This is a genomic window from Ensifer sp. 22460 (assembly GCF_052044935.1).
Taxonomy (GTDB): Bacteria; Pseudomonadota; Alphaproteobacteria; order Rhizobiales; family Rhizobiaceae; genus Ensifer.
Window position 1 is genome coordinate 139,164 of record NZ_JBQENZ010000011.1, and the last position, 24,830, is coordinate 163,993.

24 protein-coding genes are annotated in these 24,830 nt (G+C 63.1%); 9 read left to right on the forward strand and 15 right to left on the reverse strand.

Features of this window, described 5'->3' with window-relative positions; genetic code table 11:
* Nucleotides 1-43 precede the first annotated feature (43 nt).
* From ACTJKM_RS16035 to ACTJKM_RS16050, 4 genes are all read left to right on the forward strand, one after another.
* Nucleotides 44-565, forward strand: coding sequence for a hypothetical protein (locus tag ACTJKM_RS16035; RefSeq protein WP_058325009.1), 522 nt, complete (start codon nt 44-46; stop codon nt 563-565).
* Between the two features lie 222 nt (nt 566-787).
* Nucleotides 788-1,144 (forward strand): GNAT family N-acetyltransferase, encoded by a 357-nt coding sequence (locus ACTJKM_RS16040; protein ID WP_440660627.1) that lies wholly within the window; start codon nt 788-790, stop codon nt 1,142-1,144.
* A 59-nt stretch (nt 1,145-1,203) separates the two neighbouring features.
* A complete protein-coding gene (locus tag ACTJKM_RS16045; RefSeq protein WP_058325010.1) occupies nt 1,204-1,599 on the forward strand; it encodes a MarR family winged helix-turn-helix transcriptional regulator in 396 nt (131 codons plus the stop codon).
* 123 nt (nt 1,600-1,722) lie between these two features.
* Nucleotides 1,723-3,018 carry an MFS transporter gene (locus ACTJKM_RS16050; RefSeq protein WP_440660606.1) on the forward strand — a complete coding sequence of 432 codons (1,296 nt, stop codon included), beginning with the start codon at nt 1,723-1,725 and terminating at the stop codon, nt 3,016-3,018.
* A gap of 75 nt (nt 3,019-3,093) precedes the next feature.
* Here ACTJKM_RS16050 and ACTJKM_RS16055 read toward each other — a convergent pair whose 3' ends face one another.
* From ACTJKM_RS16055 to ACTJKM_RS16065, 3 genes are all read right to left on the reverse strand, one after another.
* Nucleotides 3,094-3,522, reverse strand: coding sequence for an OsmC family protein (locus ACTJKM_RS16055; RefSeq protein WP_058326365.1), 429 nt, complete (start codon nt 3,520-3,522; stop codon nt 3,094-3,096).
* A gap of 128 nt (nt 3,523-3,650) precedes the next feature.
* Entirely contained in the window at nt 3,651-5,240 is a 1,590-nt protein-coding gene (locus ACTJKM_RS16060) for an ABC transporter substrate-binding protein (protein WP_058326409.1), read from the reverse strand.
* Nucleotides 5,241-5,250: 10 nt separating this feature from the next.
* Nucleotides 5,251-5,931, reverse strand: coding sequence for a helix-turn-helix domain-containing protein (locus tag ACTJKM_RS16065; protein ID WP_058325013.1), 681 nt, complete (start codon nt 5,929-5,931; stop codon nt 5,251-5,253).
* 115 nt (nt 5,932-6,046) lie between these two features.
* On the opposite strand from ACTJKM_RS16065, the gene ACTJKM_RS16070 reads away from it, so the two are divergent.
* The 5 genes from ACTJKM_RS16070 to ACTJKM_RS16090 all read left to right on the forward strand — a co-directional run bounded on the left by ACTJKM_RS16070 (nt 6,047) and on the right by ACTJKM_RS16090 (nt 10,190).
* Nucleotides 6,047-7,120 (forward strand): ABC transporter permease, encoded by a 1,074-nt coding sequence (locus tag ACTJKM_RS16070; RefSeq protein WP_440660609.1) that lies wholly within the window; start codon nt 6,047-6,049, stop codon nt 7,118-7,120.
* 12 nt (nt 7,121-7,132) lie between these two features.
* A complete protein-coding gene (locus ACTJKM_RS16075) occupies nt 7,133-8,038 on the forward strand; it encodes an ABC transporter permease (protein ID WP_058325015.1) in 906 nt (301 codons plus the stop codon).
* The gene (locus ACTJKM_RS16080) at nt 8,038-8,871 is read left to right on the forward strand and encodes an ABC transporter ATP-binding protein (RefSeq protein ID WP_058325016.1); all 834 of its coding nucleotides are present in this window, start codon (nt 8,038-8,040) and stop codon (nt 8,869-8,871) included. Before ACTJKM_RS16075 ends, ACTJKM_RS16080 begins: the two co-directional genes overlap by 1 nt.
* The gene (locus ACTJKM_RS16085) at nt 8,868-9,608 is read left to right on the forward strand and encodes an ABC transporter ATP-binding protein (RefSeq protein WP_058326410.1); all 741 of its coding nucleotides are present in this window, start codon (nt 8,868-8,870) and stop codon (nt 9,606-9,608) included. Before ACTJKM_RS16080 ends, ACTJKM_RS16085 begins: the two co-directional genes overlap by 4 nt.
* Nucleotides 9,609-9,683: 75 nt before the next feature.
* Nucleotides 9,684-10,190: a GAF domain-containing protein gene (locus tag ACTJKM_RS16090; protein WP_058325017.1), complete on the forward strand. Its 507-nt coding sequence runs from the start codon at nt 9,684-9,686 to the stop codon at nt 10,188-10,190.
* Nucleotides 10,191-10,234: 44 nt separating this feature from the next.
* Here the strand turns inward: ACTJKM_RS16090 and ACTJKM_RS16095 are convergent, their stop codons facing one another.
* The 12 genes from ACTJKM_RS16095 to ACTJKM_RS16150 form a co-directional block, all read right to left on the reverse strand.
* Complete coding sequence (locus ACTJKM_RS16095; RefSeq protein ID WP_440660610.1) at nt 10,235-11,326, reverse strand: ABC transporter ATP-binding protein; 1,092 nt, start codon at nt 11,324-11,326, stop codon at nt 10,235-10,237.
* An 85-nt stretch (nt 11,327-11,411) separates the two neighbouring features.
* Nucleotides 11,412-12,866, reverse strand: coding sequence for an ABC transporter substrate-binding protein (locus ACTJKM_RS16100; RefSeq protein WP_058325019.1), 1,455 nt, complete (start codon nt 12,864-12,866; stop codon nt 11,412-11,414).
* Nucleotides 12,867-12,907: 41 nt separating this feature from the next.
* Nucleotides 12,908-13,936 carry a carbohydrate ABC transporter permease gene (locus tag ACTJKM_RS16105; protein ID WP_058325020.1) on the reverse strand — a complete coding sequence of 343 codons (1,029 nt, stop codon included), beginning with the start codon at nt 13,934-13,936 and terminating at the stop codon, nt 12,908-12,910.
* Nucleotides 13,933-14,808 (reverse strand): carbohydrate ABC transporter permease, encoded by an 876-nt coding sequence (locus ACTJKM_RS16110; protein ID WP_058325021.1) that lies wholly within the window; start codon nt 14,806-14,808, stop codon nt 13,933-13,935. Before ACTJKM_RS16110 ends, ACTJKM_RS16105 begins: the two co-directional genes overlap by 4 nt.
* A complete protein-coding gene (rbsK, locus tag ACTJKM_RS16115) occupies nt 14,805-15,737 on the reverse strand; it encodes a ribokinase (protein ID WP_058325022.1) in 933 nt (310 codons plus the stop codon). The genes ACTJKM_RS16110 and rbsK overlap by 4 nt, the downstream gene beginning before the upstream one ends.
* A 105-nt stretch (nt 15,738-15,842) precedes the next feature.
* Entirely contained in the window at nt 15,843-16,295 is a 453-nt protein-coding gene (locus tag ACTJKM_RS16120) for an RbsD/FucU family protein (protein ID WP_058325023.1), read from the reverse strand.
* Nucleotides 16,296-16,429: 134 nt separating this feature from the next.
* Complete coding sequence (locus ACTJKM_RS16125; protein WP_440660612.1) at nt 16,430-18,814, reverse strand: aldehyde dehydrogenase family protein; 2,385 nt, start codon at nt 18,812-18,814, stop codon at nt 16,430-16,432.
* Between the two features lie 5 nt (nt 18,815-18,819).
* Nucleotides 18,820-19,833 carry a deoxyribose-phosphate aldolase gene (deoC, locus tag ACTJKM_RS16130; protein WP_110878876.1) on the reverse strand — a complete coding sequence of 338 codons (1,014 nt, stop codon included), beginning with the start codon at nt 19,831-19,833 and terminating at the stop codon, nt 18,820-18,822.
* Between the two features lie 178 nt (nt 19,834-20,011).
* Nucleotides 20,012-20,743, reverse strand: coding sequence for a DeoR family transcriptional regulator (locus ACTJKM_RS16135; protein ID WP_113511546.1), 732 nt, complete (start codon nt 20,741-20,743; stop codon nt 20,012-20,014).
* A 231-nt stretch (nt 20,744-20,974) separates the two neighbouring features.
* Nucleotides 20,975-22,777 carry an aminopeptidase P family protein gene (locus tag ACTJKM_RS16140; RefSeq protein WP_113511544.1) on the reverse strand — a complete coding sequence of 601 codons (1,803 nt, stop codon included), beginning with the start codon at nt 22,775-22,777 and terminating at the stop codon, nt 20,975-20,977.
* A gap of 25 nt (nt 22,778-22,802) precedes the next feature.
* Complete coding sequence (locus ACTJKM_RS16145; RefSeq protein WP_058325028.1) at nt 22,803-23,819, reverse strand: ABC transporter ATP-binding protein; 1,017 nt, start codon at nt 23,817-23,819, stop codon at nt 22,803-22,805.
* The gene (locus ACTJKM_RS16150; protein ID WP_058326373.1) at nt 23,816-24,829 is read right to left on the reverse strand and encodes an ABC transporter ATP-binding protein; all 1,014 of its coding nucleotides are present in this window, start codon (nt 24,827-24,829) and stop codon (nt 23,816-23,818) included. Before ACTJKM_RS16150 ends, ACTJKM_RS16145 begins: the two co-directional genes overlap by 4 nt.
* Nucleotide 24,830 lies beyond the last annotated feature (1 nt).

Below are 24,830 nucleotides of genomic sequence, written 5' to 3' on the forward strand. Positions count from 1 at the left end.
CACAAGCGCACCGCCCGCGCGCCATTCAAGACCGGTAAGACCCATGAGCCATATTCCCCAGATCGACTACGACACCGCTTCCGACGAAATCCGCGCCGCCCATGACGAGGAAGTGCGCGTGCGCGGACGCATGACCAACATGAAGCGCACGCTTTTGCATTCGCCGGTCGCCCATCGCATCTACGCGGAATGGTTCACGCTACGCGAAGAACTGCGCCCGGCGCTAAACGATCGGGAGATCTGGTTTCTCTCGCACGCGATCTCTGAAGCCATGCGCTCGCCGATCGCCATGGGCTTCTTCCGCCGCGCCTTCGCCAACTCGGGCATCGACTTCCACACGGTCGTGCCGACCGACGACGAACAGCGGCTGATCGCCTTCGGACGGGCGATCGTCGCCGACAGCAATGCTATCCCGGACGAGATCTGGGCGGGCCTGAAGGCACGCTACGACGCCAAGGCACTGGTCGATCTCGTCGCCTTCTCAGGCATCATGGTGGCGACTGCGCTTTTCAACAACGTCGTCGAGGTCGAATTCGACAAGGAACTGGAACCGTTCGTCGACTGAGGCGTCGACGAACCAAATGCTTCAGATTGCTGCCGCTTCAAAAGGAAAGGCGATGATCAGACCGGCCACGATCAAGGATGCGTCCAGCCTGGCGGCCATTAGCCTGGAGGTCTGGCTCAACACCTATATCCGCGATGGGTCAACGCGTTCTTTGCCGATTATACGCTGGCCCAATTTACCGCCTCGCGCTTTGAAGAGATCCTGGCCCAGGAGGATGAGGCCATCTGGGTTTCGCAGAATGCCGTCGGCATCGACGGCTTTCTGCGGATGTCGTCGAATTCACGGGCGCCGGTCGATATCGTTTCGGACCTTGAAATCGTGACGCTCTATGTGCAGCCCCGTCACCACGGCCGCGGCATCGGCAGGAAGCTTCTGAAAACGGGGCTTCAATACTGCTCGGACATTGGCAGGGCGAGCACCTGGCTGGCGGTGAACGCCGAAAATGAAAAGGCCACGGCCTTTTACATCGCGAGCGGCTTCGAGAAGGTCGGGGAGACCCACTTCAGGATAGGCGACCGGGCCTACCCGAACAACATCCTACATTTTCGCCTAAATCGGTCCGTCGCTGACAACGCTTAAAACGGTGCTTCCGCGATCGCGGACTTGACGTCGCGCATTTGCGTGTATATACACACATCATGTCTCGTTGCTACTGTGCCCTTTTACGCAAAGCCACCCGGAGAGTGACGTCGGTCTACGACGACGCGCTGCAGCCGATCGGTCTCAACCTCGCCCAGTTCAGCTTGCTTCGGCACATCGCGCGCGATGAGCCGATCTCAATGACCGAACTTGGCCGCAAGATCGAACTCGAACGCTCGACGGTCAGCCGCAACGTCAAGGTGCTGGAAGGAATGGGGTTGGCGGCAACCGGAAGCGGGAAAGATCAGAGGGAGGCCGTTGTCGAACTTACGGAAAACGGCCATCGGATTCTCATTGACGGCGCACCGCTCTGGCAGGCCGCACAGGACAAGATCGAGGCGCGACTGGGGACCGACGCGGCCGCCCAGCTAGAGGACCTGCTTCTGGCGCTCTAGACAATCTGGCCTGCCAGGAACCGTCAGCAAACTGCCAAACAACAATTCAACCTGCGACCTGCGCTCCGAAAGCCCGCGCAGCGCTCTCGCACACCCGAAAACACGGACGAAAGGAAGTCGACTATGCTCGGTCCGGCGCTTGCGCGTTATCTAGCCAAACGCAATATCCATTACGGCTGGGCTGTGGCCGCCGTCACCTTCCTGGTCATGCTGTCGACTGCGGGAGCGATGGGCTCGGCCGGCGTGCTCATCAAGCCGCTTGAAACCGAGTTCGGCTGGTCGAATGCCCAGATCTCGCTGGCGCTGGCGATCCGCCTTTGCCTGTTCGGTCTGCTCGGACCGTTCGCAGCATCGTTCATGAACCACTTCGGCGTGCGCCAGGTCGTCTCTGCGGCGCTGGTCCTGATCATCGCCGGCATCGCCGCCTCCTTCTACATGACGGAGCTCTGGCACCTGGTCGCGATCTGGGGCGTGGTGTTGGGCGTCGGCACCGGCATGACGGCGCTGGTTCTCGGCGCGACGGTCGCGACACGCTGGTTCGACAGGCGACGCGGGCTCGTCGTGGGACTGATGACTGCCAGCAACGCCACGGGGCAGCTGGTGTTCCTGCCGCTGCTCGCGTCTCTCACGGAAACGATCGGCTGGCGCTCGGCACTGACGCTGATCATCGTCATCCTCATGGCAGCCCTCACACTGGTCCTGTTGCTGATGCAGGATCGCCCTGGTGATCTCGGCCTCGCGCCCTTCGGCTCGAAACAGATGGTGCCGACGGCGGCGAAGGCAAAGAGCTTCGGGGCTCTGCTGATGGCACCGATCAGGGCGCTTTCCGACGCCGCGAAGACCAACACCTTCTGGGTGTTGTTCGCCACCTTCTTCGTCTGCGGTTTCAGCACCAACGGCCTGATCCAGACCCATTGGGTTTCGATCTGCGGTGATGTGGGTATTGCCGCCGTCGCCGCGGCCAGCCTCCTGGCGCTGATCGGCGTGTTCGATCTCATCGGGACCGTCGGCTCCGGCTGGCTTTCGGATCGCTACGACAACCGCTGGCTGCTCTTCTGGTTCTATGGCCTGCGTGGTCTCTCGCTGATGTTCCTGCCGTTCAGCGGCTTCAACATCTACACGCTGTCGATCTTCGCGATCTTCTACGGCCTGGACTGGGTCGCGACGGTTCCGCCGACCGTGAAGCTCTCGGCCGAACGCTTCGGCCCGGAACGGGCCGGTCTCGTCTTCGGCTGGGTTTTTACCGGCCATCAGCTCGGCGCCGCCAGTGCGACCTTCCTCGCTGGCGCAAGCCGGACGTCGCTCGAAACCTACGCGCCGGCGCTGATCGCCGCCGGAATGCTCTGCATCGTCGCCGCCCTGCTAGTCCTGACGATCGGCCGGCGCCAGCCGGAAGCGCTGGTGCCGCAGCCGGCCTGAGTTCTTCCCCATAGTTGTGCGCAAAAAGGGCGGGCTGCCGGTGGCACCCGCCCTTGATGTTTAGACCTTGGACCGTCAGTGACTGAACTCAGTCACGAATTCCGGATTGCCGCGAATGGTGTTGCTGACGGTGCAGATCTCGTTTTCGGCGGCTTCCGCGATCGCATGACGGACGGAGTCGTCGAAATCGCCTTTGATGTCGAAGACGATGTTGAACTTGGCAACGCGGGAGGGTTCGTCATGGGCCTTCTCGCCGGTCACCTTGGCACTTACCTCCGTCAGTCGGTCGAGCACGCCGTAGCGGCTGGCTGCAATGCGGGCGCTCAAGACCAGGCAGCTTGCGAGCGAGGCGTAAAGCAGATCGAGCGGGCCGTAACCCGCCTGCGACGGGCCGGTAACGATATCGAGTTCGCCGCCGGTTACCGAAGTCACATGCGGAAAGCCGGTTCTGCCGACCACGGCCGTCGCACCGGTTTCACGCGTTCTCACTTTCACATCCGCCATCTCGCAAACCTTCCCAGAATTCTCGGAACCGACACTATCGTTGTCGGCAGAAACACGTCGCCCCGGGCCGCAAGGCCCAGGGCGTTGATATGTGCGCCTTTGAAGAACGGCGCAAGAGCGATGCTCGATCAGTTCTTCTTGACGAGACGATAGAAGACGAAGTCCGAGGTGGCGCCGTTGACGTAGCCCTCGACCTTGTCCTTCATCGCGACCTGGGTCGCTGCCTGGAACATGATCACGATCGGCGACTTTTCCTGCACCTTGCGCTGCAGGTCGACATAGAGCCCGTCGCGCTTGGCCGGATCGGCTTCCTTGAGCGCTGCCTTGGTCGCTTCGTTGAGTTCCGCCGGCACGGCCCAGCCGTTACGCCACGTGGTCGTCGACTGATACTTGTCGTCGGCATTGTCTTCGTTATAGGCGAAGGCCTTGGCGTTCGAATGCGGGTCCATGAAGTCCGGGCCCCAATAGAGCAGCATGGCTTCGTGGGTGCGCGCACGGTACTTGGTGATCACCTGGCTGCCGGTGCCCGGGATGATCTCGAAGTTGATGCCGGCTTCCGCGAACGATGCCTGCAGCGACTGTGCCATGTCGGTAAACGGCGTCGAGTTGATGACGTCGAGGGTTACCTTGATCGGCGTCTTGATACCGGCGTCGGCGAGGATCTTCTTCGCCTTTTCGACGTCGTAGCTGTAGGGCGTTTCATCGAGCGAGCCCGGGAAGCCCTTCGGCCAGAAGGCCTGGTGAACTTCCATCTGACCCTTCAGGAAGCTGTCGGTCATGCCCTTGTAGTCCACGAGGTAGCGGGCGGCTTGCCAGACGGCTTCCGGCTGTAGTGCCGTGTTCTTCTGGTTGAACGACAGGAAGTGCACGGCGGCCTGCGGGTAGGACTCGACCTTCACGCCGTCCTTGCCTTCGAGACCCGAAACCTGGTCCGGCGTCAGGTTCTTGGCCATGTCGACGTCGCCGGTCTGCAGCATCAGCTGCTGGGTCGCGGCTTCAGCCACGTGACGGATGATGACGCCCTTGATCACAGGAGCGCCGCCGAAATAGTTCGGGTTGCTCTGGAGGTTCAGCAGTTCGCCGGCGCGGAAGGCCTTGAGCACGAAGGGACCGGTGCCGGCCGAATTGGCCTTGAGCCACGCATTGCCGAAGTCGCCACCGGCTTCATTCGCCTTGACGGTTTCCGCGTCGACGACCGATGCCGGACGGGCGGCGAGAACGTTGAGAACGAAAGCCGACGAGAAGTCGCCTTCATACTTGATCGTGACCTTGTTGCCGTCGGCGGTCACCATCTTGTCGATGTTTTCAGGCGTCCAGCCAAGCTGCGTCAGGATGAAGGCAGGCGCCTTGTTGAGAACGACGACGCGCTTGAAGGAATAGACGACGTCTTCGCCGCGCAGCGGGTTGCCGGAGGTGAAGGTGACACCATCGCGCAGCGTGAAGGTGATCGTCTTGGCGGCATCGTCGGCCGTCCATTCGGAGGCGAGGCCCGGCGCCAACTTCTTCACGTCGGGCGCATCGTACTGCACCAGGCGGTCATAGGTCTGGGTGACGTATTCGCCCGAAGAAAACTCGTAGGCTTCGGCCGGGTCGATGCTGACGATGTCGTCGATGTTCTGCGCCACGACCAGCACTTCCGCCGGCGTTTCGGCGAGTGCGGCCGGCGCTACGCTCATCATCAGGGACGCCGCGAACACCGCGGCCTTGAACATTCTCATCATCATTCTCCTATTTTCGATGAGGCTTGGTTTTTGTCATCGCCGGCTTCAGCGCCGATTTCGGCGTACCGGTCTCGTTGGATTGGGATGCGCGCAACCGGAAGAGCGGCAGCGTGCCGGTCCAGATCAGCCGCACGGGCGTGTCCGTCTTGTTCCACCAGTAGTGGGGCTGGATGCCGCGGAAATGCAGGCCGTCGCCGGGGGACAGCGTGGTCTCGTCGCCGTCGAGCCCGAACAGGATCTCCCCTTCGAGCATGTAGACGAGCTCCTCGCCCTCATGACTGAAGACCTCGGAACGGTGTCCCGGCGGAATGGTGATGACGAAGCTCGAAAGCTGGTTACCGGCAAAATCGGCGCCGATCCGCTCATAGGAAACCGGCGAGCCGCCGACCGAAAACACCATGCGCCCCTCGGCGCGCGAGAGGCCGGTATCGATCGCCGGGGCGAGGATGAAGTGGTTGAGCTCGGCGCCGAGCCCCTGGGCAATCTGGGCCAGCGTGCCAAGCGAGGGCATGGCGAGATCGCGCTCGATCTGGCTGAGATAACCGACGGAAACGCCCGCCGCATCGCTCAGCGCCTGCAGCGTCATATGCATCTGCCGCCGACGCGCGCGCACCAGCGCGCCTACCTTCGGCTGCCCTGCCCCGGTGCTTTTCCCGGACGTGGCTTCGTCATCCGACGGAACGCTCACGCTCTCCTCCCCCAGTAAAATTTTTTTGATTTAAGCAAACTTATTTATATACTCCAAGCGAATTTTTGCGCTATCGACAAGACAGACCGCAAGCGAAGAGGGATGGAATCGCCACGTGGCAAATGACAGCACCACAGCAGCAACGCCGGTACGCCGCCCCTCCAGACCTAGCCGGAGCCGGCAGCGCCTTAGCTCATTGGTGGGCTTCCTGGTTACGCTCGCGATAACCTTCCTTGGCCTGCTCGCGATCACCTTCTTCATCGGCCGCATCGTGCCGATCGACCCGGTTCTCGCTGTCGTCGGCGACCGCGCGCCCGTTGCGGTCTATGAGCGCGTCCGCCAGGAAATGGGGCTCGACCAGCCGCTGATCACCCAGTTCGTCAGCTATGTCGGCGATGTCGCCACCGGCAATTTTGGCACCTCGGTTTCCACCGGCAAGCCGGTTATCGAAGACCTTGCCCGCGTCTTCCCGGCGACGCTCGAGATGGCGACACTCGGCATCATCCTCGGCGTGCTGATCGGCGTCCCACTCGGCGTTTTTGCAGCCGCCCGCCGCGGCTCGTGGCTCGATCAGGGCATCCGCGTCATCGGCCTGCTCGGCTATTCGGTGCCCGCCTTCTGGCTCGGCCTTGTCGGCCTTGCCGTCTTTTATGCGCGGCTGAAATGGGTCGGCGGCCCGGGGCGGGTCGACATCTTCTATGACGGCATGGTGACGCCGATCACGGGGCTCATCCTTGTCGACAGCATCATCGCAGGCGAATGGGAGATCTTCCGCAACGCCGTCTGGCACCTGATCCTTCCGGCCTCCTGCCTCGGCTTCTTTTCGCTCGCCTATATCGCCCGCATGACCCGCTCCTTCATGCTCGACCAGTTGAGCCAGGAATATGTCACCACCGCGCGGGTCAAGGGCGTGCCGGAGCGCCTTGTCATCTGGCGCCACGCCTTCCGACCGATCCGCGTGCCGCTGATCACCGTCATCGGTCTTTCCTATGCCGGCCTGCTCGAAGGCTCCGTCATGATCGAGACGATCTTCTCCTGGCCGGGCATCGGCAACTACCTGACCGTCGCCCTGCTCAACGCCGACATGTCGGCGGTGCTCGGCTCGACCCTCGTCATCGGCGCGGTCTTCATCGGCATCAACAAGATTTCGGACGTGCTCTATCGCGTGCTCGATCCGCGTGCACGCTAAGAGGAGTCGGACATGACCACACTTCGCGACTGGCTGATCGACGACAGCCCTGCCTCGCCGATGCAGGCGCGCCTCGGACGTTTCTACCGCATCTTCGGCGCGCTGATGCGCAATCCGCTTGCCGTCGTCGGCGCTATCATCATCCTGGCCCTGGTGTTGACGGCTCTGTTCGCGCCTTGGCTCGCCACCCATGATCCGCTGCGCCAGTCGCTCGGCGAACGCCTGCTGCCGCCGAGTGGCGCCCACTGGATGGGAACCGACGAACTCGGCCGCGACATCTGGTCCCGCGTCGTCTACGGCGCGCGCATCACGCTTGCGATCGTCACGCTCGTTGCCGTGCTCGCAGCCCCCGCCGGCCTAGTGATCGGCGTTGCCGCCGGCTATTTCGGCGGCTGGGTCGATCGCATCCTCATGGGCATCACCGACATCTTCCTGTCGCTGCCGAAGCTGATCCTGGCACTGGCCTTCGTCGCCGCTCTTGGCCCCGGCATCGAAAATGCGATCATCGCCATCGCCATCACCTCCTGGCCGGGCTACGCCCGTGTCGCCCGTGCAGAGACGCTGACCTTCAAGAACTCCGAGTTCATTTCGGCGGTGCGGCTACTCGGCGCTTCGAGCCTGCGCGTCAATCTCGGCCACGTGCTGCCGCTCTGCACCTCGTCGATGATTGTCCGCGTCACGCTCGACATGGCCGGCATCATCCTGACGGCCGCCGGCCTCGGCTTCATCGGTCTTGGCGCCCAGCCGCCGCTTCCCGAATGGGGCGCTATGATCTCGCGTGGCCGTTCGTTCATTCTCGACCAGTGGTGGGTCGCAACCATGCCGGGCTTTGCCATCATTCTCGTCAGCCTCGGCTTCTGCTTCCTGGGCGATGGTCTGCGCGACGTGCTGGACCCGAAGAGCGGGGAGCAGCGCTGATGAGCAATCTTCTCGAAATCGAAAAGCTGCGCGTCACGTTTCCGACGCCCCGTGGCGACCTCGAAGTGGTACGCGGCATCTCCTTCACACTCGGCCGCGAGCGCTTGGGCATCGTCGGCGAAAGCGGCTCGGGAAAATCAATGACCGGCCGCTCGATCCTGCAGCTGATCCGGGCGCCGGGTCGCGTCACCGCCGACAAGCTCGTCTTCGACGGCATCGACCTCTTGAAACAGTCCGAACGGCAGATGCGCGCCATTCGCGGCGCCCGCATCTCCATGGTGATGCAGGACCCGAAGTTCTCGCTGAACCCTGTCATGACCATCGGCGAGCAGATTGCCGAAGCACTGCTGACGCACCAGAAGCTGCCGCGCCGTGAGGTCAACAACCGCATGCTCGCGATGCTGGAATCGGTGCGCATCGCCGATCCGGAACGCGTCGCCCGGCTCTATCCGCATGAAGTCTCGGGCGGCATGGGGCAACGGGTGATGATCGCGATGATGCTGATCCCCGAGCCGGACCTGCTCATCGCCGACGAGCCGACCTCGGCGCTCGACGTTTCCGTGCAGGCGCAGGTGCTCGACATCATCGACGAACTAGTCAAACGCAAGGGCATGGGGCTGATCTTTATCAGCCACGACCTGAACCTCGTCTCCAGCTATTGCGACCGCATCCTCGTGATGAACACCGGCGAGGTGGTCGAGGAGTGCAAGGCCGGCGAACTGATGGAGGCGAAACATCCCTATACGCGCGGGCTGATCGCCTCCATTCCGCGCCTCGACGAAACACGGGACGAGCTGCCGGTACTCGACCGCAGCGCATGGGCCAAGGCATGACCGCGCTTTCTCTCAAGAACCTCGACATCTCCTATGGCGACGTGCAGATCACCCACGACGTCAATCTCGACATCGCCGACGGCGAGAGCTTTGCCCTCGTCGGCGAAAGCGGCTCGGGCAAATCGACCGTATTGAAGGCGATAGCCGGCCTCGCGCCGGAGTGGACGGGCGAAATCACCGTGCTCGGCTCACCCCGCGGCCATGGCATCGACCGCGCCTTTTCGCGCCAGTGCCAGATGGTATTCCAGGACCCCTATGGCTCGCTGCACCCGCGCAAGACCGTCGATGCGACGCTCGGAGAAGCCTTGACCATCCATGGCATCGGCGACCGCAATGCGCGGATCGAGGAAGTCATGGCCTCCGTCGGGCTCGATCGCAAGTTCCGCTTCCGCTTCCCACACCAGCTCTCGGGCGGCCAGCGCCAGCGCGTGGCGATCGCCCGGGCACTCATGCTGAAGCCGAAGGTGCTGCTGCTCGACGAGCCGACCTCGGCGCTCGACGTCTCGGTCCAGGCCGAAATTCTCAATCTGCTGAAGCGCCTCAGGCGCGAGCAGAACCTCACCTTCCTGATGGTCACCCACAATCTGGCCGTCGTCTCGTTCCTTTGCGATCGGCTCGCCGTCATGCGGCAGGGCCGTATCGTCGAGGTGGCCGATGTCTCCGATCTCAAGCGCGGCGACCTCAAGGATCCCTATTCGCGTGAGCTGATGCAGATCAGCGCCGCGCATGCCAACTAGAGCGGGAAACTGAAAGTGCGGGCGGCCTTCGCCCGCATTCCGCTCTAAAATATCGAGTAGCCCCAAGGACATAGCATGAACAGTGAACAGATCGCTGCCGCGCTGGCGGAATTCGACGCGGCGATTGCCAAGACAACCGATGCCGATGCGGTATGGACCGCGCTGCAGACGCTTTGCCGCCAGGTGATCGGCGCCAAGCTTTTCACCATCATGACGGTCGACATGGTCAATGAAGTCGCCCGCCGCGCCTATACCTCGCACCCTGAGGAATACCCGACCTCCGGCACCAAGCCGATCCGCTACGACAGCTGGTTCGACATCGTGCACAAGGCACACCAGACCTTCGTCGCCAACACCATCGTCGACATCTCCAAGGTCTTCGGCGACCACGAAACCATCTGGTCGCTCGGCTGCGGTTCGGTTGCGAACATCCCGGTTGTTGTCGGCGGCGAACTGCTCGGCACGGTCAACTGCCTCGACGTCGAGCATCACTACACGCCTGAGCGCGTCGCGCTCTCCAAGCATCTGGAAATGCCGGCGAAACTCGCCTTCCTCGCCGCCGCGCGCGCCGAGCAGAAGTAATACGGCAGGCCGGGGGCGTCACCGCCTTCGGCCCCCCTTTCCGGTCAGCGGCCGATCGCTTTGCCAGTTTCCTTCAGAAAGAAGTGTATCTTCGCCGCCTCGATCGGCACCTCGATCTGGTCATCTGGGCCGATGCGTAACGCAGCGTGAACCTGCGCCGTGAAGGCGGCTTGGCCCACCTTGCCGAGCGCCAGCGTGTGAGGCCCAAGCGGCTCGACGTCGCGCACCGTCAGCTTCACGGTCGGCGCTCCAGCGTCCGCGGCCATCGTATGTTCCGGGCGGATGCCGAGGACGACGTCCTTGCCCGCAAAAGCGCCGAGCTTTCCGGCGCGGTGCTCCGGAACCTTGATGGCCACATCACCATCACCCTTGAACTGCAAACCGCCATCACCGCCTTCAAGCCGCCCTTCGATGAAATTCATGCTGGGCGCGCCGATGAAGGCGGCGACGAAGAGATTGGCGGGCGCCTCGTAAAGCGTGATCGGGTCGGCTGCCTGCTCGATACGCCCCTGGTTCATGACGACGACGCGATCGGCCATGGTCATGGCTTCCACCTGGTCGTGGGTGACGTAGACGGCGGTCGTCTGAAGACGCCGATGCAACAGTTTGATTTCGGTGCGCATTTCGATGCGCAGCTTGGCGTCGAGGTTGGACAACGGCTCGTCGAAAAGAAAGACATCGGGCTGGCGCACGATCGCCCGACCGATCGCCACGCGCTGGCGCTGGCCGCCCGATAACGCGCTCGGCTTGCGGCCAAGATAGGCACCGAGATTGAGGATGCGGGCGGCATCCGTCACCGCCTTATCGACCTCCGCCTTCGGCGTGCCGCGCACCTTCATGCCGTAGCCGATGTTTTCGGCGACCGTCATGTGCGGATAGAGCGCGTAGTTCTGGAACACCATGGAGCAATTGCGCAAGCCAGGGCGCAGATCCGTGACGTCGCGTTCGCCGATCCGGATCGAACCAGAGGTCGCGGTTTCAAGACCGGCGATCATCCTGAGGGTCGTTGTCTTGCCGCAGCCGGACGGCCCGACGAGCACGACGAACTCGCGATCCGCAATCTGAAGATCGAGCGGCGGAATGACGGTGACGTTCCCGAAGGACTTGGTGATCTGCTCCAGTCGGACCTGTGACATGCGGAAACCTTTGCTACTGTCGATACCCGGTCTTGCCCGGGCGCTTGAGGCCCGCCCCGATCGTCTCGGGGCGGGCGCAGTCTCGTTATTCCTGAGGCAGCCCCATCGAGGCGCGATAGGCGGCAAGCTGCTTGTCGCGGCCGAACTCGTCGGTCAGCTTGTTCCACTGCTCGGCGACGCTATCGAGCGCCTGTTGCGGCGTCACTTCGCCGGCAAGCGCCTTGGAAAGCTCGATCTCCAGCACCTCGGTGTAGGAGAAGTAGCCGGGCAGGCGCATGTCGAGCGCGATGTTCTTGGCGGTCACCGCGTCCTTCTGCGCGCCGAGATACTCCTTCGCTTCGCGCTCGGAGAAGATCTTCGACCAGAGATCGAGGTTCGTCGTGTGCGAGATGCGATAGGGATTGACACCTGTACCGCCGGTGATTGCCGCCTGGCCGGAAACGGCCGGGCTCGTCAGGTACTGGATATAGTTCCAGGCCGCCTCCTGCTTGGTCGAGGTTGCGGGAACCGCCGCCTGCCAGCCGCCGAAGGCCATGAAGGAGGTCTGGACGACATGGTCGAACTTGTCCCACTTCTTCGTCTTGTAGTTCCAGATCTCGTCCGATCCCGGCAGCGGTGCCGAGCCGACATTGCCGGCGACCTTAGACTGCTTCGGGTCGGCGCCGATGACGCCGGTATCGCCCCAGCCGATCGATTCCGCCACTTGCCCGCCGGCGAAGGCGGCGTTCACTTCACCGAAGGAGAAGTTCAGCGCGTTCGGCGGCGCGAGTTTCGAGGCGCGTATGTACTCCTCGAGGCCACGAACCCAGCCGGGATTGTTGACCTGGGCGTCCATCGTCTCCGGATTGAAGAACATGGCGCCGGGATTGTCCGGGTGGCTGGTATAGCCGGCAACGTGGCTGAACAGGAACCAGAACTGCTGGCCGCCGCGGCGGAAGGCTTCCGCCGTGCCCCAGAGGTTGTTGGTCGGCTGGTTGAAGTATTCGGCGATGTCGAGATACTGCTTCCAGGTCTTCGGCGGCGCCAGGTCGTAACCGTACTTGGCCTTGAAGGCCTTCTGGTTGTCGGCGTTCTCGAAGAGGTCGATGCGGTAGCTGTATGTATGGGCGTCGCCGTCCATCGTCTGCGACAAGACCTTGCCGTTCCAGACCATCAGCTGTTCACGATAGACAGGCGCGATATCCTCCCAGTCGGCGCCCTTGCGCATGTCGGCCGGCATTTCCGACAGGAAGTCGGTAAAGTCGGGCGCCCAGGCCGGGGCAAAGGCAATCACGTCGAAGGCGTCTTCGCCCGATGTCAGCGAGGTCACGATCTTCGGATAGAGTTCCGACCACGGGAACTCGACGACTTTAACCTTGCCGCAGGTCTTTTCTTCCCAGCCCTTGGCTGCAAGCTGCAGCGCCGAGGCGATGTATGGGCCGGTCTGTGTGGTCGCCGTCAATTCGACGCCGGTGTAATCCGGATCGCAGGCAAGCGCCGTTCCCGCGCTCCCCATCGCGAGTGTGGCAAGAGATACAGAAGCCAGTAGCAATTTCCTCATTCTATCCTCCCTGTGAATGAATGCATGCCAAAGCGGGTTGGTTACTTGATCGCTCCAAGAAGCAGGCCGGAGCGCATGAGCCGGCTCAAAAGTCCGGCCATGACCATCATCGGGATGATGGCAACGAGAGCGGCAGCGGAAATCGCCCACCATTCGTCGCCGCGCTGGCTGTTCTGGCCGGCGACGAGGATGGGCAGCGTCTGCCATTTGGAATTGGTCAGGAACAGCGCAAACAGAAACTCGTTCCAGACGAAGGCAAGCGTGATCATGAAGGTGGCGATCAGCCCCGGTTTCGACATCGGCAGCACGATGCCGAAGAAGATCCGCCAGGACGGCACGTTGTCGACCATCGCGGCTTCCTCAACCTCGACCGGCAGCGCCTCGAAGAAGTCACGCATCAGCCAGATGACGATCGGAAGCGAAAACGCGATATAGGCAAAGGTCAGGCCGATATAGCTGTCGACCAGCTTGAAGCCGAGTTTGCCCATCTCCGTGTACATCAGGTAGAGAGCGAAGGCCGCGACGATCGGCGGGAACATGCGCTGGCTGACGAACCAGAAGACGATGTCATTGTTGCCGAGCTCCGGCCCCGGCAGACGGAATCTGCTCGAGATCACCGCGAGTGCAAGTGCCGCGACAAAGGCATAGATCAGCGAGATGCCCTGACCGAAGCCCAGCACATGGCGGCCGAGAAGGAAGCCGCCGAAGGCGATCACAACGAAGATCAGCGCCGAGAGCAACCGGAAGCGGAAGGTGAAGCGCACCAGCGCATAGGCCGCCATGGCGCCGATGAAGGTCGCGGCAATCGATGCCGAAAGGCCGATGATCGTCGATGCCATGAAGGTGCTAAAGAACTGGCCGCGCTGGCCCGACAGAAGCTCGCTCCAGGCTGTAAAGCTCGGCTCGAAATCGACGAACGGCAGATAGGTCGGCCCGCCAACGACGGCGATCGGCGTCTTGAACGAGGTGATCAACACCCAGTAGAGCGGAAAGAAGGTGATGGCGAGCCAGATCAGGCAGCCGCCGAGCGCCAGCCAGCGCCGTTTTCCCTTGAGAGTGCGCACGCTCATTTGTGCTTCTCCAGATAGGGTTTCAGGACCGCCAGATAGACGAGGCCGATCACTGTAATGACGATCAGGAACAGGAAGGAAAGCGCCGAGGTGTAGCCGAGGTTGAACTTCTTGAAGCCTTCCTGATAGGCAAACAGCGTCAGCGTCTCCGTCGAAATCCCCGGCCCGCCGCCGGTCATGACGAAGACCGTGTCGATGATCTTGTAGCTCTCGATCAGGCGGATGAAGACGACGGCGACCGAGATCGGCAGCAGCATCGGAAAGGTGATGTCGCGAAACTGCTGCCAGGGCGTGGCGTTTTCGAGCGCGGCTGCCTCGTAGACATCATCCGGCAGGGTCTGCAACCCCGCAAGCAGCATGAGGATAACGAAGGGCGTCCATTGCCACACCTCGACGGCGATGATCGATCCGAGCGCCCAGCTCGTCTGGGTGAGGAACGGAAGATTGGGAAAGCCGAGCGCGGTCATTACCTCGTTGAGCGGCCCCATCGTCGGATTGAGCACCTGGCGGGCGATCAGCGCGACGGCAACTGGTGCCACCAGCATCGGCAACAGGAAGCTCACGCGAAAGATGCCCTCGCCCGGCACCCGTGAATTCAGCGCCAGCGCCACCGAAAGGCCGATCACATATTGCAGCCCGACGGAGATGAAGGCGATCAGCGTCGTCGTTCCCGCCACGTGCCAGAAGCGTGGGTTCTGAAGCAGATCCAGGTAATTGCCGAAACCGACGAAGCGCGATGGCGTCGGCGGCACGAGCCGCATGCTCATGAAACTGGTGGTCAGCGAATAGACCAGCGGGAAGATGGAGATCAGCAGGACGATGATGAGGGCGGGCCAAATGAAGAAATGCTTGATTGGGTCGTTGCGCGTCATGCGGCCGCCCCTCTCGCCAGCAGCGCCTCGATCTCGGCAAGCGTCGGCATGGCCGGCGCCGTGCCACGACGGGTGACCGCGATGCCGGCGGTCGCGCAACCGAAGCGCACCGCCTCGACCGGCGCGAGCCCACGCGCCAGCGCTGCAGAAAAGCCGCCGACGAAGGCATCCCCTGCCCCGGTCGTGTCGATCACCGGTCCGCTGGCGATCGCGGGCACCAGCACGGACTGGTCGTGGTTGTGGTAGAGCACGCCGCGTTCGCCGAGCGTGATCAGTGCCGTCTTGGCGCCCTTCTTCAGGATCGCGTCGCCGGCGCGGCGAACATCATCCCCCGAGGACAGCGCAAAGCCGACGATGGCTGCAGCCTCGGTCTCGTTCGGCACGAGGTAGTCGCAGAGCGGGTAGATCGCATCCGGGAAAGGTTCGGCGGGCGCCGGGTTGAAGACAGTGGTGACGCCGGCGGCATGGGCGATCTCGAGTGCGCGTTGCGCTGCGGCAACCGGTTGCTCCAGCTGAGTGACGAAGACGCGCGATCCCTCGATCGTCTCGCGGGCAGCCTCGACATCATCGATACTGATCGAGCCGGCAGCACCCGGATACACGATGATGGCGTTCTCGCCGTTCTGGTCGTTGACGTAGATGAAGGCGGCACCCGTCGGCAGATCGTCCATCTGCACGATCTTCGGCGTCACGCCGGCTTCGACATAGGTGCGCAGCGCCATCTCGCCGAAGGTGTCGCGACCGAGCTTGGAGATGAAGGACACCGGACTGCCGGCCCGCGCTGCAGCTACCGCCTGGTTCGAACCCTTGCCGCCTGGTCCGACGGAAAAGCCGCTGCCGGTAATCGTTTCACCGACAACCGGCATGCGCCGCGCCAGATAGGCCGTATCGGCCACGAAGATACCAAGGATCGAAACACCAACCTTCATTCAAGCCTCCCCCTGCGACCGCACCGCAGAAAACGGTGTGCCCAGGCAATCTCTCGCGATTTCATGTGTCATCTAGCACCGCGCGGAGACCGCGCAGGCGGTCCGTCAGGTCTTGGGCGGGATCACGCCCTTGGTGAAGAGAAAGCAGCCATAGAACCGCGTCTCGCCCGTGGTGATGACGCAATAGGCCTTCTTGGCTTCCTCGTAGAAGGCGAAACGTTCGATGCCGTACATGGGCGCCGACTTGCCTTCAGCGCGATTGATCGCCGACTGGACTTCCTGCTGCACCGGCAGGACTTCATCTGGCGCTCCCATCACCTCCATACGGCCGGCCGAAGGCTGCAGCGGCGTGTCGAGGGGCAGCACGGAAAGCACCGCTTCGACCGCACGCGCCGCCGAGACATTGTCGATGCGCAGCAGCGTGCCGAGCGTCGTCTTGCGGGCAATGGCGTCGGACGGGAAATTGGTGTCGGAAATGACGACCGTGTCGCCGTGCCCCATGGATCTCAACGCGTGCAACACGTCGGCATTAAGGGCCGGGTCGATATTCTTGAGCATACAGTCCTCCTCCAGGCGCCATGCCGTCGCGGCCGCCCCATATGCGTTTCCCGTTCAGGACAAACGCGTCTCCCCAACTGTTCACATTTCCATCGCGCGAGCCGGCTCCCTCCGCCCCGCGCGTGGCGCCCCCCCTACTCGCCGTAGGGGATCCAGATGTTCTTGACGTCGGTCGCGCGGCGCAGATAGGCCGGGCCTTCCGCGGCGTCACGGTCGAGCCAGTTCGTCACCTTGCCGTAATCGACGAAGGTCCGCTTCAGGTTGCCGGACGAGAGTTTCTCGACCAGCGTCGAAAGGTCAGGCGTGCCGAAAGCCCAGAGGGCGTCGACGTCGTTGTGGCTTGCAAGCGTCTTTGCCAGCTCGATCGCCGACCCGGTGACGATGTTGACGGCGCCAGCCGGAACGTCGGACGTTTCCAGAACGGTGTAGAAATCGGTCGCCGCCAGCGGATGCGGCTCGCTCGGCACGACGACGACCCGGTTGCCGGTGGCGATCAACGGCGCGACGAGGCTGATCATACCGAGAAGCGGTGCTTCCGGCGGGCAGATCACGCCGACGACGCCGATCGCCTCGGGCATGGCAAGTGCGACACCGCGAAGCGGCGGCTGGTGCACCGCACCTTCGTACTTGTCGGCCCAAGCGCCGTAGGTAAACAGGCGCGCGATCGAGGCTTCGACCTCCGCCTTGGCATTGGCGGCCGAAGCACCGGTCATGTCGGCAATGCGATCGGCGAATTCCTCGGCACGGCCGCTGAGGTTTTCGGCAATGTAGTAGAGGATCTGGGCGCGGTTGTGCGTCGTTGCGGAGGACCAGGCGGATGCCGCTTGCGCCGCGACGACGGCGTTGCGGATATCCTTGCGATTGCCCTCGCCAACCTCGCCGAGCACCTTGCCCTTGGGCGAAAGAACGTTGCGATTGTAATTGCCGTCCGGCCGCGCCTGCTTGCCGCCGATATAGAGCTTGGCGGTGCGGTCGACGGTCGGCAGGGCGAAATCACCAGCGACCGGTTTCAGCGCCGGTTCGGCAACTGCCGCCCTGAGCTTGCGGCCAAGCCATGCCTTCGGCTTCAGATATTCATAGCAGCCCTCGCGACCGCCCTCGCGGCCGAAGCCGGACTCGCGCTTGCCGCCGAAACCGGCGGACGCGTCGAAGAGATTGGTGGCGTTGACCCAGACGACGCCGGCGGCGAGCTTTGCCGCGACGTGCAGCGCCAGGCCGATGGTCTCGCTCCAGACGCTGGCGGCAAGGCCGTAGCGCGTGTGGTTGGCAAGCTGGATCGCCTCTTCCGGGGTGCGGAAGGTCATCGAGACGGCGACCGGCCCGAAGATCTCTTCGGTCGCGACGATCGAGGTTGGCTGCACGCCGGTCAGCAAGGTCGGCGGATAGAAGCTGCCGCCCTTCGGCAGTTCGATCGACGGCTGATGCAGAGCGGCCCCTTCGGCGACGCCCTTGGCAACCAGGCTTTCGATCCGCTGCAACTGCACCGGCGCGACGATCGCCGCCATGTCGATTGCCTTGTCGAGCGGGTGGCCGACACGCAGCGTCTGCATGCGGCGCTTCAAACGCCCGTAGAAGAGCGGCGCCACGCCTTCCTGCACGAGGATGCGCGAACCGGCGCAGCAAACCTGGCCCTGGTTGAACCAAATGGCGTCCACCACACCCTCAACGGCGCCGTCGATGTCGGCATCGTCAAAGACGATGAAAGGCGATTTGCCGCCGAGTTCCAGCGTCAGCGACTTGCCGGTGCCGGCGGTGCGTTCGCGAATGAGCCGGCCGACCTCCGTCGAGCCTGTAAAGGCGATCTTGTCGATATCCGAATGCTCGACGATCAGCGCGCCGGTTTCGCCCTCGCCGGTCACGACGTTCAGCACACCGGCCGGCAGACCGGCAGCGGCAGCAAGTTCAGCGAAGAGCAACGCCGTTAGCGGCGTGAATTCCGCCGGCTTCAGGATGACGGTATTGCCGAGCGCCAGAGCCGGCGCGACCTTCCAGGCGAGCATCAGGAACGGGAAGTTCCAGGGGATGACCTGGCCGACGACGCCGACCGGCACCTGATCGGCGAATTCGGTTTCCTGCAGCTGCGCCCAGCCGGCGTGATGATAAAAGTGGCGGGCGGCAAGCGGGATATCGATGTCGCGGGTTTCGCGGATCGGCTTGCCATTGTCGATCGCCTCGACGACGGCGATCAGACGCGCATGGCGCTGGATCATGCGGGCGAGTGCATAGAGATGCCGCGCCCGGGCATGACCCGGAAGCTTCGCCCAGGGTCCTTGCGCCTTGCGGGCGGCGGCAACCGCATCGTCGACGTCCTTGGAGCCGCCGAGCGCAATTTTCGCCAGGAGCTTGCCCGTGGCCGGCTCGTTCGTGTCGAAAGACTTGCCGGTAGCAGACGCGACAAAAGCGCCGTTGATGAAGTGGCCGAACTCGCCCTTGTGGCGCGCCAGCCACTGGCGGGCTTCGGTGTCGGCTTCGAGCGCGGGGCCGTAGGACATTTCGTCAAAATACCTTGCGACAGTCATCGGGATCATCCAATCGGGTGTCGGTTGAGGGCCGAATAGGCGCCGGTCACGTGGTGCTCGAGCTGACGCTCAATATCGGCAAGCAGGCTCGATGCGCCGATGCGGAAGAGATCCGGCTCGAGCCATTCACGGCCGAGTTCGTCCTTCATCAGGAACTGGTAGTTCAGGATGTCCTTGGCCGCGGAAATGCCGCCGGCGGGCTTGTAGCCGACCTTGAGGCCGGTCTGTTCCTGATAGGCACGGATCATGCGCAGCATGACAAGCGTCACCAACAGGGTGGCGTTGACGCCTTCCTTGCCGGTCGAGGTCTTGATGAAATCGGCACCGGCCATCATGCAGACGAGCGAAGCGCGCGCGACGTTGCGCAGCGTCTTCAGGTCGCCGGTGGCGAGGATCGCCTTCACATGGGCGTCGCCGCAGGCGGCGCGGAAGTCACGCATCTCGTCATAGAGCGCCTGCCAGTTGCCAGTGAGAACATGCTCGCGGGTAATGACGATGTCGATTTCCCTGGCGCCATCGGCAACCGAGGCCTCGATCTCGCGCAGCTTCACATCGTGCGGGATAAGACCGGCCGGAAAGCCGGTGGAAACCGCGGCGACGGGAATGCCCGAACCGTCAAGCGCCTCGACGGCGGTCGAAACGAAACGATGATAGACGCAGACAGCACCGGTCGTGATACCGCGACCGCCCATGCCAAGCGCGTCGAGCAGATCCTGGCGCACGGGCTGCCGCGCCTTGGCGCAGAGACGCTTGACGCGCTCGGTCGTATCGTCGCCGTTGAGGGTGGTGAGGTCGATGCAGGTGACGGCCTTCAGCAGCCAGGCGGCCTGGGCGTCCTTCTTGACCGTCCGACGGCCGGGCAGCGTCGCAACGCGGCGCTCGGCGGCAGACAGGTTGACGCGCTGGTCCAGCACCCAGCCGAGGTCGAGATCCATGCCGTTGTTGCGCGGCCAGTTATGGCCCGCCGCCGGCGATTGCGCGGCTTTCGTCGCGCCTGACTTCACAGCTAGGTCTTCCAAGCGATGGCTCCTTGAACTCCCTGTCACGGCACAACTCTACACCCGGGGCGCAGCCGTGGAGATCGTCAATTTTGTTATTTTTCTACCGATTTTTTGTGACTATTCCATCAAATACTGAGGGTGTCAAGCGAAGCGTCCGGATTTTGATGAATGCGTAATATTTTTGATCCAGTCGCGATTACTGCCCCGGGACCAGGGTTTCGCCCTCTTCGGTAATGACAGAGCGAAAGACGTGAAGAGGCGCGAAAAACGCCGGCTTCAGCTTGCCGATCTTGCTGAGATCGATGACGAGATGGTTCTCGCGGGCAAGCGAAATGACCTTCTGCTTTACCGACACCTCGTGGAAATGCACGCAGGTCGCCCCTCGGCCCGGATCAACGCCCGCCGCCGAAAGGAAGGCAACGTTGATGCCGAGCGAATCGAGCGTTTCCAGCCCGGAATTGCCGGAGAAGGATGCCGATGACGGGTGATAGACGCCGCCCAGCATGACGATGCGGACATTGGGCTTGCGCGTCAGCTTCTCCGCCACGTTGAGCGAATAACACACTGCCGTTATTGAATAATCCTCCGGAATGAGATCGACGAGGTATTCCAAGGTGGTGCCGCAATCGATGAAGATCGTCTCGTCCGGCCGGATATGGCGGGCGGCGTGGACACAGGCCTCGCGCTTGGCGGCCGCATGGCTGTCGGCTTCGCGCGCAAGCTCATAGGGCGCATCGGGCTCAATCTCTCCCGCCGGCACGATATGCCCTCCGAGAAAGGCGAACTGGCCGGGATTGTCGGCAACGTCGCGGCGGATCGTCATTTCCGAGACGCCAAGCAGGGCCGCAGCATCGCGCAGATGCAGAACTCTCCGCCCCGAAAGCGCGTCGGCGAGCTGGATGATGCGGGCTGTCTTGCGGCTGACCATGATTTCTTCCGTGTCAGAAAAGTCCTGCAGCTTTGCGCGGCCCGAACAATCTTTGTGAAAAATATCACAAACGGTACCGTGCGAGCAAGGGGTCACATTTGAATGAAAGGCACCGCACACGACCGCCGAGCGACCGCCCATCAGAAAGAGAATAGCGGCGGACCAATCGGCCCGCCGCCACAATACTGTCCGTCATGCAAGGCCGCGAAGGGAAAGACGGCCAAAAAGCGATCACGCGCCGACCGGCGCTGTCCGTTCGGCCAGCCAGCCGACCGTCTCCTGATCGAGCAGCCCGTCCAATTCCTGTACGACCCGGCCATGATAGGCATCGATCCACGTCCGCTCGGCTGCGGTCAGCAAATCCATGTCGGCGAGCCGCAGGTCGATCGGCACCAGCGTCAGGCTGCGGAAGCTCAGGAAACCGTCACCATCGTCCACCACCTCCACCTGGTTCTCGATGCGGATGCCGTAGGCGCCGGCCTTGTAGTAGCCGGGCTCTATCGTCGTCACCATGCCGGGCTTCAACTCGATCTCGTTGACGCGGCGATCGAAGCGCTGGGGCTGTTCATGGACCGAAAGGAAGTGGCCAACGCCGTGACCAGTCCCGTGGTCATAGTCGAGCCCGAGATCCCACAGGGGACGACGGGCGAAGGCGTCGAGCTGGTGGCCGTAGGTTCCCTTGGGAAACTTCAGCGTTACCATGGAGATCAGCCCCTTGAGCACGGCGGTGTAGGCACGCCTGATCTCGTCGCTGACCGGACCTATCGCGGTCGTGCGGGTCGCGTCGGTGGTGCCCGTCAGATACTGACCGCCACTGTCGAGCAGGTAGACCCCGCCCCTCTTGATCGGCGCGCTGGTCTCATGCGTCGCCGCGTAATGGCACATTGCCGCGTGGCCGTCGGCCGCCGAGATCGACCGGAAGCTTGGCTCGACGAAGCTTTCCTCCATCTGCCGGTAACCGAGGATGCGCTCCTCCGCCTCGAGTTCGCTCACCGGCCGGCCGCTCGCATCCCGATCGGCGGCATTTTGTTCAAGCCAGGCGAAAAAGCGGATCCAGGCCGCGCCATCGAGACGGTGGCAATCGCGAAAGCCGGCAAGCTCGGTCGCGTTCTTGTGCATCTTGGCAAGCGTGATTGGGCTTCGCACCAGTTGCACTGTTCCGCCAGCGGTCCGCGTCGCATGCGCCGCCGCAGACGGGGCAAAACCCGGGTCGATCAACGCCGTGCGCCCGGCCGCCATCGCCTTGACGCGCTCAAGTAGTTTCCCGGGTTCGGCAATCGCGACATCGTCAAGCTCGAAATCCGAGAGGTCGTTCGGCAGCTTGCGATGATCGACAAGCCATTCGGTTTGCCCGGCGCGATCGAAGATCAGGAAGGACTGCGGCATCGGGTTGAAGGCAACGTCACGACCGCGAACGTTGAGGAACCAGGCGATATTGTCCGGCTGCGCCTCGATCAGCAGGTCCGCCCCCTGCTCCGCCAGCATGGCGGCGATGCGGCGCTTCTTCTCGGCGACGCTTTCGCCGGAATAGGCAACCGGAAGGGCCATGATCTTGCCGAGCGGCTTTTCCGGCTGATCGGCCCAGATCGCGTCGACAAGATCCTCGTCGACGGGCGTCCAAAAGCCGCCCGCAGCCTTCACCGACCGGCCGCAATCCACGTCCCAGGTCGACGGCAGCAGCATGGGATTGAAGCCGACGCGCTCGCCCTTGCGCAGGTTGTTCCTCAGCCACTCCTTGAGCGGCGCATCGTAAAAGTGCTCGATCGCAAAGGTGTCGAGATCCACTTCGTCGCGCACCTGCACCTGGTAGCGGCCATCGACGAAGATGGCGGCGCGGTCGCGCATGACGATCGCCACGCCGGCGGAACCGGTGAACCCGGTGACGAAAGCCAGGCGATTGTCGTGCGGCGCGCAATATTCGCCCTGATGCTCATCGAAGCGCGGCACGACGTAGCCGTCGAGCCCGGTTTCCGCAAGCTTGCGCCGCAGGGCGCCGATCCGGCCGGAGATATCCGGCCTTGCTCTCGTATCCATGATGTCTTCCTTATCGAATTGAGTTTCAGGCGTCGCCGATCGTCTCGGCGAAATGGCAGGCGGTCATGCCGGCACCGACCGGACGCAGCACCGGCTTTTCGCGACGGCAGAGCTCGGTCGCGTGCGGACAGCGCACGTGGAACGGACAACCAGGCGGGATGGCGAGCGGGCTCGGCAACTCGCCTGATAGCGCGGGGGCGCGACGTCTTGCGTCGGGATCGAGCGAAGGCGCAGCAGCAAGCAACCCCTTGGAATAGGGATGCATCGGCCTCGAAAACAGCGCCTCCGACGGGCCGATCTCGACGATCGCGCCAAGATAGATGACGGCGACGCGGTGCGAGACGTGGCGCACGAGCCGAAGATCATGCGCCACGAACAGCACCGTCAAGCCCAGCTCGTCCTGAAGCTCGATCAACAGATTGACGACCTGCGCCTGCACCGAAACGTCGAGCGCCGAAACCAGTTCATCGGCCACAAGGCAGATAGGCTCCAGCGAGAGCGCACGAGCGATTCCGATGCGCTGGCGCTGGCCGCCCGAGAATTCATGCGGATATTTGTCGGCGGCCCCTTCGGGCAGCCGGACAAGGTCCAGCAGCTCGTCGACGCGCTGGTCGATCGCAGCCCCTTCACGCATGCGATGCACGGATATCGCTTCCCGCAGTGTATCACGCACGGTCATGCGCGGATTGAGCGAGGTATAAGGATCCTGAAACATCATCTGGACGCGCCTGTTATAGGCCCGCCGCCGCGCCCCCTTGAGGCCTACGGCGCTTTCGCCCTCAAACAGGATATCGCCGGCGGTTGGGCGGTGCAGTCCGGCGATCAGGCGCGCGAGCGTGGACTTGCCACAACCGGATTCCCCGACGATGCCCAGCGTCTCACCCGGCATCACGTCGAGATCGATGCCATTGACCGCCGAGACGACCTGTTGCGGACGTCGGGCAAGCGTGTCGGAAAGCGAGCGTCGCTTCTCGAACTGGATCGACAGCGCGCGAAGCGAAAGCAAGGGCGTCGTGCCTACCGAAGTCGGAATGATCGTCATTGCGCCGCCTCCCGTGGTCCGAAATGCGTTTGTGCGTCTGCAAGGTGATGACAGGCGACCAGCCGCGACGCGCCGATCACTTCGAGTTTGGGCCGAAGGTCTGGGCATTCGCGACCGGCGACCGGACAGCGGGCGCTGAAGGCGCAGCCTGGCGGCAGCGCGTTCAGAGCGGGCGGTGCGCCGGGGATGGAATAGAGTGGCGATCGCGGCGCCACATCCCGCGGGATCGAGCGCAACAGCCCCAGCGAATAGGGATGACGCGCATCGGCAATCACGTCCGTCGTCGTCCCTATCTCGCAAAGCCTGCCGCCATACATGACGGCGACGCGGTCGCAGGTTTCGGCAACGACGCCCATGTCATGGGTCACAAGGATCACTGCCATGCCGAGGTCGCGGCTCAGCGACTGGATCAGCCTGAGGATCTGGTCCTGGATCGTGACATCTAGCGCTGTCGTCGGCTCGTCGGCCAACAGCAGCTTCGGGTTTGAGGCAAGAGCGATGGCGATCATCACCCGCTGGCGCATGCCACCGGAGAACTCGTGCGGGAAGTCGTCGAGACGATTGCGCGCGGCGGGGATGCCGACGAGATCGAGGAGTTCGATCGCCCGCGCTCTTCTCTGCCTGGCGTCGAGGTCCGTATGGGCGACGAGGTTCTCCGAAATCTGCAGGCCGACCGTCAGCAGCGGGTTGAGTGACGACATCGGCTCCTGAAAGATCATTGCGATCTCGCGGCCGCGGATACGCCGGAGCCGAGCCTCGTCAAGCGCGACCAGATCCTGACCGTTCCACAGGATCTCGCCAGCGACACGTCCGCGTGGGCGGACAATGCCGAGGATCGAACGCAGCGTGATGCTTTTGCCCGAGCCGGATTCGCCGACGAGGCCGAGGATTTCACCCTGCCCTACCTGGAACGAAACGTCATCGACAGCGACCAGCGGCCGTTCATGCGTGCCGAACTCGGTGCGCAGATGCTTGACGTCGAGCACCACCGTTCCTTCTTGTGTTCCCATC

Excerpts from the sequence above, each read along its gene's own strand:
- ACTJKM_RS16035 (WP_058325009.1), top strand. The coding sequence starts at position 44 with ATGAGCCATATTCCCCAGATCGACTACGACACCGCTTCCGACGAAATC.
- ACTJKM_RS16045 (WP_058325010.1), top strand. The coding sequence starts at position 1,204 with ATGTCTCGTTGCTACTGTGCCCTTTTACGCAAAGCCACCCGGAGAGTG.
- ACTJKM_RS16050 (WP_440660606.1), top strand. The coding sequence starts at position 1,723 with ATGCTCGGTCCGGCGCTTGCGCGTTATCTAGCCAAACGCAATATCCAT.
- ACTJKM_RS16055 (WP_058326365.1), bottom strand. The coding sequence starts at position 3,522 with ATGGCGGATGTGAAAGTGAGAACGCGTGAAACCGGTGCGACGGCCGTG.
- ACTJKM_RS16060 (WP_058326409.1), bottom strand. The coding sequence starts at position 5,240 with ATGAGAATGTTCAAGGCCGCGGTGTTCGCGGCGTCCCTGATGATGAGC.
- ACTJKM_RS16075 (WP_058325015.1), top strand. The coding sequence starts at position 7,133 with ATGACCACACTTCGCGACTGGCTGATCGACGACAGCCCTGCCTCGCCG.
- ACTJKM_RS16080 (WP_058325016.1), top strand. The coding sequence starts at position 8,038 with ATGAGCAATCTTCTCGAAATCGAAAAGCTGCGCGTCACGTTTCCGACG.
- ACTJKM_RS16085 (WP_058326410.1), top strand. The coding sequence starts at position 8,868 with ATGACCGCGCTTTCTCTCAAGAACCTCGACATCTCCTATGGCGACGTG.
- ACTJKM_RS16090 (WP_058325017.1), top strand. The coding sequence starts at position 9,684 with ATGAACAGTGAACAGATCGCTGCCGCGCTGGCGGAATTCGACGCGGCG.
- ACTJKM_RS16095 (WP_440660610.1), bottom strand. The coding sequence starts at position 11,326 with ATGTCACAGGTCCGACTGGAGCAGATCACCAAGTCCTTCGGGAACGTC.
- ACTJKM_RS16100 (WP_058325019.1), bottom strand. The coding sequence starts at position 12,866 with ATGAGGAAATTGCTACTGGCTTCTGTATCTCTTGCCACACTCGCGATG.
- ACTJKM_RS16105 (WP_058325020.1), bottom strand. The coding sequence starts at position 13,936 with ATGAGCGTGCGCACTCTCAAGGGAAAACGGCGCTGGCTGGCGCTCGGC.
- ACTJKM_RS16110 (WP_058325021.1), bottom strand. The coding sequence starts at position 14,808 with ATGACGCGCAACGACCCAATCAAGCATTTCTTCATTTGGCCCGCCCTC.
- rbsK (WP_058325022.1), bottom strand. The coding sequence starts at position 15,737 with ATGAAGGTTGGTGTTTCGATCCTTGGTATCTTCGTGGCCGATACGGCC.
- ACTJKM_RS16120 (WP_058325023.1), bottom strand. The coding sequence starts at position 16,295 with ATGCTCAAGAATATCGACCCGGCCCTTAATGCCGACGTGTTGCACGCG.
- ACTJKM_RS16125 (WP_440660612.1), bottom strand. The coding sequence starts at position 18,814 with ATGACTGTCGCAAGGTATTTTGACGAAATGTCCTACGGCCCCGCGCTC.
- ACTJKM_RS16135 (WP_113511546.1), bottom strand. The coding sequence starts at position 20,743 with ATGGTCAGCCGCAAGACAGCCCGCATCATCCAGCTCGCCGACGCGCTT.
- ACTJKM_RS16140 (WP_113511544.1), bottom strand. The coding sequence starts at position 22,777 with ATGGATACGAGAGCAAGGCCGGATATCTCCGGCCGGATCGGCGCCCTG.
- ACTJKM_RS16145 (WP_058325028.1), bottom strand. The coding sequence starts at position 23,819 with ATGACGATCATTCCGACTTCGGTAGGCACGACGCCCTTGCTTTCGCTT.
- ACTJKM_RS16150 (WP_058326373.1), bottom strand. The coding sequence starts at position 24,829 with ATGGGAACACAAGAAGGAACGGTGGTGCTCGACGTCAAGCATCTGCGC.